Source organism: Okeania sp. SIO3B5, from assembly GCF_010692555.1.
GTDB lineage: Bacteria > Cyanobacteriota > Cyanobacteriia > Cyanobacteriales > Microcoleaceae > Okeania.
Map to the genome: position 1 here is coordinate 1 of NZ_JAAHHG010000034.1, position 12782 is coordinate 12782.

Annotated in this window: 8 protein-coding genes and 1 CRISPR repeat array; all 8 genes read right to left on the reverse strand. The window is 37.5% G+C overall.

The annotated features are described in order from the left end of the window. Nucleotides 1-504 precede the first annotated feature (504 nt). Nucleotides 505-827: a CRISPR direct-repeat array (repeat unit 35 nt; unit sequence GCTTGATGTTAATTTTACTATTGTCCAATAGTTAT). A gap of 238 nt (nucleotides 828-1065) precedes the next feature. Beyond that, nucleotides 1066-1812: a tetratricopeptide repeat protein gene (locus tag F6K54_RS07510; protein ID WP_293076106.1), complete on the reverse strand. Its 747-nt coding sequence runs from the start codon at nucleotides 1810-1812 to the stop codon at nucleotides 1066-1068. A 677-nt stretch (nucleotides 1813-2489) separates the two neighbouring features. Next, on the reverse strand, nucleotides 2490-3944 hold the full coding sequence (locus F6K54_RS07515; RefSeq protein WP_293076108.1) for a tetratricopeptide repeat protein: 1455 nt from the start codon (nucleotides 3942-3944) through the stop codon (nucleotides 2490-2492). A gap of 117 nt (nucleotides 3945-4061) precedes the next feature. Further along, nucleotides 4062-4328, reverse strand: coding sequence for an RNA-guided endonuclease TnpB family protein (locus F6K54_RS42715; protein WP_366558070.1), 267 nt, complete (start codon nucleotides 4326-4328; stop codon nucleotides 4062-4064). Nucleotides 4329-4341: 13 nt separating this feature from the next. Then, nucleotides 4342-4953: a transposase gene (locus F6K54_RS42720; protein WP_366558071.1), complete on the reverse strand. Its 612-nt coding sequence runs from the start codon at nucleotides 4951-4953 to the stop codon at nucleotides 4342-4344. Beyond that, nucleotides 4895-5155 (reverse strand): helix-turn-helix domain-containing protein, encoded by a 261-nt coding sequence (locus F6K54_RS42725; protein ID WP_366558072.1) that lies wholly within the window; start codon nucleotides 5153-5155, stop codon nucleotides 4895-4897. The genes F6K54_RS42720 and F6K54_RS42725 overlap by 59 nt, the downstream gene beginning before the upstream one ends. A gap of 417 nt (nucleotides 5156-5572) precedes the next feature. Then, nucleotides 5573-7240, reverse strand: a complete 1668-nt coding sequence (locus F6K54_RS07525) for a mechanosensitive ion channel domain-containing protein (RefSeq protein ID WP_293076110.1) — start codon at nucleotides 7238-7240, stop codon at nucleotides 5573-5575. A gap of 1094 nt (nucleotides 7241-8334) precedes the next feature. After that, the gene (locus F6K54_RS07530; RefSeq protein ID WP_293076160.1) at nucleotides 8335-9696 is read right to left on the reverse strand and encodes a pitrilysin family protein; all 1362 of its coding nucleotides are present in this window, start codon (nucleotides 9694-9696) and stop codon (nucleotides 8335-8337) included. A gap of 817 nt (nucleotides 9697-10513) precedes the next feature. Continuing rightward, nucleotides 10514-12022 carry an FAD-dependent oxidoreductase gene (locus F6K54_RS07535; protein ID WP_293076112.1) on the reverse strand — a complete coding sequence of 503 codons (1509 nt, stop codon included), beginning with the start codon at nucleotides 12020-12022 and terminating at the stop codon, nucleotides 10514-10516. Between the last annotated feature and the right edge of the window lie 760 nt (nucleotides 12023-12782).

The window sequence follows — 12782 nt, forward strand, 5'->3', positions numbered from 1 at the left end:
GGCGGAGCAAGTGCGGCAGCTATATCGCTTGTTTTTGATTGTCTATTTTTTAACGATCGCTTGTCAGTCCAATAGTCACTTTTCGCTGACTATTCTATTGCACCATTTTAGATGAAACAATCCAGTACGCTATCTTTGGTGATGGCTTGATGTTCTATTTACTATTGTCCAATAGTTATAACTCTACTGAGAAAGCGTACGCTATCTTTGGCGATGGCTTGATGTTCTATTTACTATTGTCCAATAGTTATAACTCTACTGAGAAAGCGTACGCTATCTTTGGTGATGGCTTGATGTTCTATTTACTATTGTCCAATAGTTATAACTCTACTGAGAAAGCGTACGCTATCTTTGGCGATGGCTTGATGTTCTATTTACTATTGTCCAATAGTTATAACTCTACTGAGAAAGCGTACGCTATCTTTGGTGATGGCTTGATATTCTATTTACTATTGTCCAATAGTTATAACTCTACTGAGAAAGCGTACGCTATCTTTGGTGATGGCTTGATGTTAATTTTACTATTGTCCAATAGTTATGACTCTACTGAGAAAGCGTACGCTATCTTTGGCGATGGCTTGATGTTAATTTTACTATTGTCCAATAGTTATTGCTCTACTGAGAAAGCGTACGCTATCTTTGGTGATAGCTTGATGTTAATTTTACTATTGTCCAATAGTTATGACTCTACTGAGAAAGCGTACGCTATCTTTGGTGATGGCTTGATGTTAATTTTACTATTGTCCAATAGTTATTGCTCTACTGAGAAAGCGTACGCTATCTTTGGTGATGGCTTGATGTTAATTTTACTATTGTCCAATAGTTATTGCTCTGCTGATTAAACCTCAAAGCTCTTACAGGTAAAAGTTTCAGTCTTTTTCACCTCAAACATTGATGTTCTATTGATCTATTGTCCAATAGTTACAGCAGTTTCCGCGTATTATGAAGTACATATGCACAAGCAAGTGCGGCAGCTATATATTTTCATGCAACAAAGCCATTATGGCTAATTAATTAATTATTAATTATTAATTATTAATTATTAATTATTAATTATTAATAATATCATTGTAATTTTTTGAGTTGATCTAGAGAGTCTTGATATAACTTTTGATTTCCTTGTTGTTTGAATAAGTCGGCAGCTTTTTTAAAGTCTGATCTGGCTTTTTCAATATTTTTGTTACCCTTGTGAATCAAACCCCTGTTATGGTAAGCCCGAGCATATTTGGGATTGAGTCGAATAGCTTGGTTAAAGTCAGCGAGCGCCTTTTCATTTTTTCCCTGCTTGCGGTAAACAATACCCCTACCGTTGTAAGCTTTAGCATATTTGGGATTGAGTTGAATAGCTTGGTTATAGTCAGCGAGCGCCTTTTCATTTTTTCCCTGTCTGCGGTAAACAATACCTCTGTTATTGTAAGCTTGAGCATATTTGGGATTGAGTTGAATAGCTTGGTTATAGTCAGCGAGCGCCTTTTCATTTTTTTCTAGGAGAGTGTAAACAAGACCCCTACCGTTGTAAGCCTTATCATATTTGGGATTGAGTCGAATAGCTTGGTTAAAGTCAGCGATCGCCTCTTCATATTTTCCTTCGTTATAGTGCTTAACAGCCTTTTTCAAGTAACTTTCAGCATCCTGAGCGCTAGAATCTTTTTGACTAACGATCGCCTCTGAATTACCAGGATTCAACCTATCGTCTCCAGTTGAAGAACTTGGAGTAACAATTTCTACTGTACTTATTTCTGCTTCAGATTTACTATAGCCAACTAGAGCTATTGTGATTAATCCAATTATTAGTTTAGTAATATGTTTCATTATGGTTATTTGGTTATTTGGTTCTTTAAACATTTTGAGATAGGTTTGACGGAATGCTCCGCAAAGGTTTCTAGAATTATAGCGCTGTGCGCAGGCAACAGGCAACAGGCAACAGGCAACAGGCAACAGGCAACAGGCAACAGGGGGAATAAATTGCCTATAATATAAGACTTTTAGCTATTTAGCCCCTCCTACAATTTGTAAATATACCAGCGCTCATTACTATATACCAAATCCGCTTAGAAAAAGGTAGTTTATCCAAATCCTTCTAATCCTTTGACTTTTAGTATTCAATAGACATCTCCAGAAAAGAGGGAACAGGGAACAGGGAACAGGGAAGAATAATTGATAATTTCTGGATAATAATTGACTTTATTTTTGATTTTTGGAGAAGTCTAATAAATCTCCTATCTAAACCGGATTTAGTATTATTGTAATTCTCTGAGTTGATCTAGAGAGTCTTGATAATCCTCTTGATTTCCTTGTTGTTTGTATAAGTCGGCAGCTTTTTTAAAGTCTGATCTGGCTTTTTCAATGTTCCTGTTATATCATGTCCGGATAATTAGTTATAAAAAAACTTTCTCCTTCAACTCCAGTTCTTCTTCTTTCTTCCCTCTTTACTCCTGACTCCTGAGGACTGACTCCTGACTCCTCCGTAGTTATTTATTTATCACTGTTCAACCGGACATGATATTACGCTTGTGAATCAAACCCCTGTTATAATAGGCATGAGCATATTTGGAATTGAGTCGAATAGCTTGGTTATAGTCAGCGATTGCCTTTTCATATTTTCCCTGTTTATAGTAAGCAACACCCCTGTTATAGTAGGCATTAGCGTATTTGGGATTGAGTCGAATAGCTTGGTTATAGTCAGCGATCGCTTTTTCATATTTTCCCTGGTCATAGTAAACATTACCCCTGTTATTGTAAGCCTTGTCATATTTGGGATTGAGTCGAATAGCTTGGTTATAGTCAGCGAGCGCCTTTTCATATTTTCCCTGTCTGCTGTGAACAATACCCCTGTTATTGTAAGGCAGCCAAAGTTCGGGATTGTTTAGTCTGATAGATTCGTTGTAATCAGCGATCGCCTTTTGATATTCTCCTCGGTTAAGGTAAACATTACCCCTGTTATTATAAGGTTCAGCATATTTGGGATTGAGTCGAATAGCTTGGCTATAGTCAGCGATCGCCTGCTCAGACTCTCTTCTATTAGAGTGTTCAAGACCCTGATTAAAGTAGTTTTTAGCTTCCTGGATTTGAGATGAAGTAACATTACCAGAATTTCTGACAGTCCGATTTTCTCCCTGCCTTTGTCTTTCAACTTCTAGCTCTTGCGCTCGCCGTTCAGCCTCCTCACGCTTCCTTCGCTCCTCCTCCAGTTGTTGTCGTTGCCTTTGTAGTTCAACTTCCCGTTCTTGTTTTGCTCTCTGTTCTGCCGCTAGAAGTTGCTTTTGCCTATCAGCTTCTAACTCTTGCGCTCGCCGTTCAGCCTCCTCAGGCTTCCATCGCTCCTCCTCCAGTTGTTGTCGTTGCCTTTGTAGTTCAACTTCCCGTTCTTGTTTGGCTTTCTGTTCTGCCTCTTGAAGTTGCCTTTGTCTTTCAACTTCTAGCTGTTGCGCTCGCTGTTCAGCCTCTTCACGCTTCCGTCGCTCTTCCTCCAGTTGTTGTCGTTGCCTTTGTAGTTCAACTTCCCGTTCTTGTTTTGCTCTCTGTTCTGCCGCTAGAAGTTGCTTTTGCCTATCAACTTCTAGCTGTTGCGCTCGCCGTTCAGCCTCCTCACGCTTCCGTCGCTCCTCCTCCAATTGTTGCTGTAAGTTAACTTCCTCATTTTCTCTAGTTGAAGAAGAAGAAGCAACAGGAGTTCCCCTCACCAAAACCCTGCTCACCTCCTCTGGTATATCCCGCAACAAAGTCGAAATCAAAACACCATCTCCATCTCCATCTTTTTTCACCAACCCCACATGAATACCCATCAACTGCCCCCTCTCATTCAACACCGCTCCCCCACTCATACCTTTATAAAAATTCTCACCAGGTACAGTATGTTGATAATTCAAATTATTGCCTACTTTTGGCTTAGTCACCTGAGCGGGAGTAAACTGAAAACCTTCCGTTCTACTAAACTTACCCAAACTTACCCATACACGATTGCATAAGCTTTGGAGTTAGCTTCCTGTTTCACTGAAGACCACCGACCACAGTCTGCAAACTTATCTTCTCCACAGGCTTAAATTCGCTCTTGACTCAAGCTACTGATTCACATAGTTTTTCAGGTTGATAGCAGCATTCAAATCTCTATCACCTTCAAAACCGCATTCACTGCACTCATAAGTTCTCAAGTGCAACGGCATTTTCTGTTGATGTCCACAGTTTGAACATATTTGAGAACTTGGATAAAATCTATCCGCTATGACTAATTCACTGCCGTACCATTCGCATTTGTATGTAAGCTGACGCTTAAATTCATAAAAGCCACAATCAGCAATAGCACTTGCTAGTTTGTGATTTTTGAGCATTCCACTTACATTGTCATACCTCAATTACTATGGTGCTGTGGTTTTTGGCTAACCATGTTGTGAGTTTATGTAGTGCATCTGCTCTGATATCAGCGACTTTTTTGTGAACTTTGGCTAGTTTTTTTACTGCTTTGCGTCGGTTTTTGGAACCAATAACTTTTTTGCTGACTGCACGTTGATGACGAACTAATTGTTTTTTGGCTTGTCTGTAGGCTTTGACGTTAGTAAATTTGCTGCCATCAGAACAGGTTGCTAATGTATTTATGCCTATGTCTACACCTATAGTTTCTCCTATTTTTTCTGTTGGATAGAATTCAAAATTGTACTTAAAACTGATGTACCAACTATCTGCTTTTTTTGTTAGCGAAGCTCCTCTGAAAGAGGCTATGGTGACGTTTTTTACTCTGTAGGAAGGTAAGATTTCATAAGTTTTTACTACTCCTATTCTGGGTAATTGTATGTAGTTTCCTTGGAAAATATTAATACTTCCTTCTAAGTAAAAGCTATCTTTTCTACCTTTTTTCTTGAATTTTGGGAATCCACGTTCAGGAATAGTTAGAAAGTTTTTAAATGCTCTGTCTAAATCTCTTAATGCTTGTTGTGGGGCACCCGATCGATACCTCATAATACCAGGGATTAATTGATTTTACTTCAGCTACTAAACGTTTATGCAAGGTGATGGCGCTTGGGCGTTTTTTAGTTTCTTCGTACTCAGTAATACAAGTTGCTAATCCCCAGTTATAAGCATGACGAGCTACTCCTGCGTGTTTGGCAAGTATTGTTTTTTGTTGATTGTTAAGTTTGAGCTTAGTTTTAAAAGATTTCATGATTATTGTTTTTGTTGACACTAAGCGCCCAGTTCTGCTGATTCTGATATAGTTAATAAATTAGACATAAATCTATTATATCATAGTAAATGTCTAATTATGTATCACTTTGTCTAATTATTTCAATACTGTTGATAGCCCTACTGCCTACTCCCTACTTCCTCTTTTCTAGAGATATCTACAGGACTTACGCAAAGACACTGTGTATAGAGTCCAGTAACTATTGGACAATAGTTATGAGTACTATATATAGCGTATCTGCGTAAGTCCTAATCGATTTAGACTATTAGACATCTCCAAAAATCAAAAATAAAATCAATTCTCACACATAAATTATCAATTATTTCCCCTCCTGGGAGGGGTTAGGGGTGGGTTCCCTACTGCCTACTGACTCTTTTCTGGAGATGTTTATTTGGACTATTTCATCTCATTTAAACGAAGATCTTGCTGAGGAACAGGAATCTCTATTCCTTCTTGAACAAATCGTTCCTTAATCTGATGAAGAGCTTCATTATATACTTTCCAATAATCTGAAGTTTTAGTCCATCCTCCTACATACAGATCGACGAAATATTCTTCAAATTTCCATGCAAATGTACTCGGTGCTGGTTGCTCTAATACTAAAGGATGAGATTTAAAAACATCCAAAAGTAATTGCTCAACTTTAGACAAATTCTCACTATACCCAACCCGAATTTGCAAACTAACGCGACGAGTATCTCTCGCACTATGATTAACGACTACACTACTCAAAACTGAGTTATTGGGAATTGTAATAATCTGACCAGTCCAACCTTTTACTTTTGTATGAGCAAGACTGATGGAGTCAATATAGCCCCATGTCCCACATAATTCTACCTCATCACCGACATTAAATGGGTTATAGATCATAATCATTAAACCACTAGCCAAATTACCAATATTGGTTTGCAAAGCAAATGCCAAGATGAAGCTAGTACCACCAACTAAAGCGAGAATTGGACCAAGATTTATTTCCAAAGCAGTCAATGCTAATAAGACACCAACACCAACAGTTGTTTGCCACACAGTTCTGACCAATAATTGACGCAAAGGCTCGGAAACTCCCCCTACAACTCGCAGACTCCTATTAGTAACAAAGCCTAAAATCCCAGCAACAATTACAGAAGTAACCACAATTGCAGAAAAGATACCAATATTTGTGCCCCAACGTAAACCACCTTCTTCTGATTTTAGCCAACCACCTATCCTTAACCACAAACCTTCAGTATCGCTCACATCAATCTCGACACCACTAACAGATTGAATATATTGTCGGAAAGATTCAGCTTCGCCTCCTTTACTCTCAAATTCATCCAAAACAGTATCAAAGCGATCGGCAAGAGCAGTTTGTTCTTGTTGAAGTTCAGTAACACCAACAACCAATTGAGTCTTGACTTCCGATGCCTCTTCACTAGAATCTTCTAATTGCTCAGATAATGCTTCTAACTGTTTTTCTTTCTCTGCTAATGCCTGTTGACTATCGATATCATCTGTATTACTGACTTCATCTTCGATCGCTTCTGCTACTTCTTCTAGATTTTGGGTAGCTTCCTCAGTTCCTTCACTTTGCTTTTTAACCTCAACAGCTTCTTCAATAGCTTCTTGAGCTTTGGTAAGTTCTTTTTGTGCAGTTTCTAGATTGTTTTCAGCTTCCTCTGCTTCTGAAGAACCAGGAGATACATTCTTTTTTGCTGCCTCTGCTTCCTCAAGAGATTTCTGAGCTTTTTCTATAGCATCAACCGCTTCTTCAGATTTTCGGGTTTCCCTATTCTTGCGTTTGATTGCAATTTCAGCATCGCTAATCTCCTGAACTTTGGCTTTTAGCAAATTCTGCCAAGCTTTAGCCTCGACTGCTAACTCCTCCTGAGTCAGAGGTTTGAGCAAAAGCTTCAGCTCATCCACAGGAATTTCCGGTTCTTCAGTAGTAATTGCTGTTATTGTGGCAGAAGTTTCTGATTCTTGGGAACTAACAGGAGATACCCATAGCGTTAGGGTGCAAGCAATTACTGTTAGGCAAAATACTTGCCATTGATGCCTAAAAATAGATTTTTTTCTTTTCTTCATTAATTAAAATTACGCTTTTTTGAAATATTTACTTTCTCATCAAGCAGCATTATTAGTATTATTCATAATAATTACGATATAACAGGAAAATCCATACTATATTATTTTTAATATTATCTTCCACTACTAGATCTGTGCATTAGGTTTTAACTTGAAAATTCTTAATGCATGACTTTTGACTTTTGAATTGAATCTAAACTGACACAGCTAAAATTGTGCATTAGCTTTTAATACCAAGCGTGATAAATGTTTGTTACAAATGGTAGGGAGGTTGCATGCAACGTCCCTACGAAAGAAAGAAGAAGGGATAAATATTGAAAAAAAGGGAAAAAAGATAGATATAACTATCTAAAACGAACTGGAGCAGCTATTTTTAAGCATATCCGAGCAATATCTACCTTTTTGTAGCATTCTTTTTTCACGCTTGATATAACTTGAAAATTCTTAATGCATGACTTTTGACTTTTGACTTTTGAATTGAATCTAAACTGACACAGCTAAAACTGTGCATTAGGTTTTAACTTGAAAATTCTTAATGCATGACTTTTGACTTTTGACTTTTGAATTGAATCTAAACTGACACAGCTAATACCAAATTGATAAATGTTTGCTACAAATAATTATGGCATTTTTTATAATTTATGATTTAGTATTTAGAATGCATTATAAATATATTTAATACTATTTTTAATGTACAAAATCATTTTTTTTCGTGAAATCTACTTTATTTAAAAGTATTTTTATGGTGCTTATTGTTCGTAACATTCTTTTTTTTAAATGGTATAAAATTGTGCATTAGCTTTTAATACCAAGCGTGATAAATGTTTGTTACATAGCAATGTGCGCTGGCATATTTACACATTATTTTTTGTACACCTTTTCTAGAATGCACTTTGAGCTGGGCCTTGTAAATACCTGAGCGCTCATTGCTACAAATGGTAGGGACGTGGCATGCAACGTCCCTACGAAAGAAGGAAGAAGGGATAAATATTGAAAAAAAGGGAAAAAAGATAGATATAACTATCTAAAACGAACTGGAGCAGCTATTTTTAAGCATATCCGAGCAATATCTACCTTTTTGTAGCATTCTTTTTTCACGCTTGATATAACTTGAAAATTCTTAATGCATGACTTTTGACTTTTGAATTTTGAATTGAATCTATAGGCCGAAACGCTATTACTCCATAAGCATCAACAGACAAATATTTTGATGCTGCCTGTTGAATATCTGATGAGTCAAGTGCCTGAATATGTTGAGGATAATTTAGCGCTGGTGCTAAGTCTCCAACTATTGAGTGATAGTAACCATATAAATTAGCTCGATCGCTTGGTGTCTCATTAGCAAAAACAAATCTGTTGGCGACTAATGTGCGAATGCGTTGAATTTCTGTTTCTGTCACCGACTCTTGTTGGATAGTATGTATGTGGTGAGCGATCGCTGCTTCTACTTCAGCTAAATTTTCTTCTGGCAACCTAGCAGAAATATAGAAAACACCTTGATGACGATGACTCATATTACTCACACCAATAGAATAAACCAAACCTCGTTCTTCCCGTAAGTCACGCACCAGGCGAGATGTTTTCCCCCTACTCAAAATAGTTGCTAACACATCCAAGGTATAACTTTCATGTAATTCAGTTAACCCAGGTACTCGCCAAAGCATAATTAATCTTGCTTGCTGAAGAGCTTCGTCAACTACTTCATGGCGGACTATTTCTGTAAAAGGTAGTTCTGGGGTGAAATTATTTGTGGGTGGTAGTGGAGGTATTTCTAGAATATTTTTGCTGTTTTCAGCTTCAGTAAATGAGCTGGCAACGATATCAATTAATTCTTCTACTGGTAAATTTCCGACTACAGTAGCAGTCATGGAAGTAGGTTGATACCAAGTCTGATGAAAGTCGCGCATTTGTTGGGGTTGCAGTTGAGAAACAACTTCAGCAGGACCTAATACCGGACGACGATAGGGTAATTTTTCAAAGGCGGTTTCAATGGCTTTTCGGTAACAACGACGGTTAAGGTTATCATCTGAGCGTCGAATTTCTTCTAGTACAACAGAACGTTCTCTTTCAAAAGGATCATCAGCAATACTGGCATTGAGGAGTACTTCCCACTGCAAAGGTGCTAATTTTACAAAGTCTTTAGGAGCAGTGGTAATGTAAAAGTGGGTGTAGTCTTGGCTAGTGGCAGCATTCATTACAGCACCTTGTTGTTCCACTAAGCGTTCAAATTCACCACTAGGGAGTTTGGGAGTGCCTTTGAAAATTATATGCTCGAGAAAATGGGCCATACCATTAATTGCCTCAGATTCAACAGCAGAACCAACGTTTAGCCAAATATTGAGGTTAACTGCTTCAACTGGTAAATATTCGGCAATGATAGTAAGTCCATTTGATAGTTGGTGGATAGTAGGGGCGTTGAGAGATTCGAGGGTTGGTTGGACTAGGGTTGAGGTCATTCTTGATTTTTTCTGTGGTTTGCCTTTATCAATATATTTCAATATATTAGACATCTCCAGAAAAGAGGGAACACCGGAGCTGGGAACAGGGAACAGGGAACAGAAAGAAATAATTCAGGACTTACGCATGAACGCTATTAGTAGGGTGTGTTAGCGGTAGCATAACGCATAAATGACTATATCTAGGGTTTGCTGAAAAAGTCTTATGGGTAAGGTTAGGAGACAGGAGACAGGAGACAACCCACCCCTCGCCTCTCCCCCTCCCAGGAGGGGAAGACAGGAGAAATGGGAATTATAGAGGAGGTAGGAGGAAGAATAATTAAGGGATTATTCTGCGCAACTCTCGCCTAAAATGCTAATTTTTTGAACCATTACGACCTAAAAGCTTGGACTTTTTTTAACTAAAAAATGCTTTTACCTTTATATGTCAATGCTTTTAGATTTAATCAGCAAACCCTATCTATTGTTAGTGCTTAAGTCCTGCTAAATTTTTGGTGATTTTAGTTGATTTTTATAGCAGAAGGAAGAAGCAAGAGGCAAAAAGGAAAAATATTGTTTTATCTTAGTTTTAGGCTTTTGATCTGTAAAGTTAATGTTAATTATTCTTATGTTTATTTCCCCTCCTGGGAGGGGTTAGGGGTGGGTTTTCTCCATGTACGGAGGTTGTATGCAACGTCCCTACCTACTCCCCTACTCCTTAGAAGGGATCGTTAATTCCTATTGACCACTATATTTTTCTTCTTACTTTTGACTTTTGACTTTTGACTTTCTTATGCCTTTCTTCCACCAAGGTATAAGTATTCAAGCAAACATGATACTACAACCAAATATTAGGAAATATTGATTTTCCTATCTCTCTAACTGACTTATTAATTGTCCTGGCAAATTGAATATGCTCCTCATCTTTTTCTACGGGAATAATATTAGCTTTCTCTCCTAACTTAAACTTATCTACTACTAAGTTAGCTGCTTCTAATCCTGTTACATAAGCTTTTTCCTGAGACCATGAACCGTGACGATTAACAATCCAATCTCCACTCATAAATACATTATCAAAACTTGTTTTAGCAGAGAGTAAATATTGATAACTACCAGGAAAAAAGTGAGTAACAGCTTCTCTGACTCTAACCACACTTTGGTCAATAATTTCTGCCTCTATAAATTCTGGAATACAAGTTGCTAAATATGTCTGTACCATTTTAATAATTTCCCCATCGCTCAAAGGCAAAAACTGATTAGCATGATAAAAATCTACTTCTACAACTGTTCCTGGTTCATGGCGAAATTCGTCATGTAAAGCATTCAAATCAAAAAACGTCCAGCCTGTAGTTGTATCAAATCCAAAACAAGCATTAGAAGCACGAGGAATTGAAATTTTTCGGTCGAACCATAATCTAGTTCCTAATACATCAACTCCACCTAAATTATTAATATTCCTAAATTCTTGACGACTTTGCAGAGCCTCACTCCCTGCCATAATCTTTTTCATTCCGCTAATACCAACAGCAAAAATTACCGCATCTGCCTCAAATATTTGGTCTTCACAAACAACCTTTGTTGCTTTGCCATTATCATCAACAATTAAGTCAGTAACTCGCTGTTTTGTCAGAACTTTTCCACCTAGATTTTCGATATTTTCTACCCAAGGTTTAAATATCATTTCTCCTACAGTACCGCGACACCAAACTACATCAAAATCTGGTTGATGAGCTAGGATAAAATAATATAACATTCCCAATGCAGCAGCAGCCGAACATTGTTCTCCCGGAGCAAATAAACCAACTAATAACATGGCATTAAAAGCATCATCATATAATCTGTTTGTCACGCCATATTGTTTGAATAATTCTCTCGCTGTTACTGCATCGTATCTTCGCCAAGCTTCATCCGAATTATCAAAATCTATCACAGAATAAAGCAGTGGGAGAGCAGAAAGGCGATCGCTCAAAGGCAACCTTTTAAATTGAGTATAAATAAAAGTACCAAGAGGCGTTGGTAAAGGTGGTAAGTCTTGAAAAATAGGTGATTCTACCTCTAACCCAGCAGGAGAATATTGAGCTGAACGAGTCCAGGGAGTAAAAGGAGCGAGGTTTAATTTCTTGACAAGAGAAAATATGTTATGGTAGGGATACCAAAAACCATGTATGCCCACTTCTACGGAACGGCCTCCGGGAGTTTTCCAGCCAGCGACTAAACCACCGGGATAAGGGCCAGCTTCTAGGAGTGTAACATCATAGCCATTTTTGGCTAGGTGGTGAGTGGCTCCTAAACCAGCCCAACCAGCACCAACTACTACTATCTTTGGAGTTTGAGTTCCTGTTGTCATACTACTTTTTTTTAAGTCAAAAATTCAGTAATTTTTGTGGATTTTCTCAAGCCAATTTTCAGGCGAGTTTCCCAATTTGCTTCTAATTTGCTTAATTTTCTAGTAGTTGTCAAGGCTATGCATAGATAATATTTTGAAGGATAAAGAATATGATAAGAGATTTCATTAATGGATAATTGATAATGGATAATTGATAATTACCTCTGGTTAAAACCGTTACGGAATTAGACATCTCCACCAAAAGAGGGAATAGGGAATAGGGAATAGGGGGAAATAAATGATAATTTCTGTACGATAATTGATTTTATTTTGGATTTTTGGATGATGTCTATTGAATATAAGGAAATATTATTTCTTTTCTTGGTTGATTGGAGGACAGCGAGGGGACCGCTCTTATAAGAGCCGCTCCGCTGTTAGCGCAGCTTTGCGATAGCAAACGCCATCCGGAGACCGCTTTTTTTCCCTTTAAAAGAGTCGGCTTTAAACCAGAATTATTTAATTATTAATTAGTTAATTATTCGGTAAAAATATTAGTTAGAAATATCTGAAAATTTTGTATAGGAGTCAGGAAGGAAGAAGAGAGAGTTTTAAGGTAATAAGTGAAGAGTAAAGTTTTTTGGGGTTACAAATTAAGAAATAGGTTTAGACTTTGACTCAAAAAAACCTAATATTAATCATTCTAGCAATTCTCAAATCCAAAATCCTCTTCATCAAAAATCTCAAATCATTCGTCACTGTGCAACGCCTAAAATTTAATATC

What these genes read in the sequence shown, in the direction of transcription:
- F6K54_RS07510 (WP_293076106.1), bottom strand. Translation starts at nt 1,812, where the DNA reads ATGAAACATATTACTAAACTAATAATTGGATTAATCACAATAGCTCTA.
- F6K54_RS42715 (WP_366558070.1), bottom strand. Translation starts at nt 4,328, where the DNA reads ATGCTCAAAAATCACAAACTAGCAAGTGCTATTGCTGATTGTGGCTTT.
- F6K54_RS42720 (WP_366558071.1), bottom strand. Translation starts at nt 4,953, where the DNA reads ATGAGGTATCGATCGGGTGCCCCACAACAAGCATTAAGAGATTTAGAC.
- F6K54_RS42725 (WP_366558072.1), bottom strand. Translation starts at nt 5,155, where the DNA reads ATGAAATCTTTTAAAACTAAGCTCAAACTTAACAATCAACAAAAAACA.
- F6K54_RS07525 (WP_293076110.1), bottom strand. Translation starts at nt 7,240, where the DNA reads ATGAAGAAAAGAAAAAAATCTATTTTTAGGCATCAATGGCAAGTATTT.
- F6K54_RS07530 (WP_293076160.1), bottom strand. Translation starts at nt 9,696, where the DNA reads ATGACCTCAACCCTAGTCCAACCAACCCTCGAATCTCTCAACGCCCCT.
- F6K54_RS07535 (WP_293076112.1), bottom strand. Translation starts at nt 12,022, where the DNA reads ATGACAACAGGAACTCAAACTCCAAAGATAGTAGTAGTTGGTGCTGGT.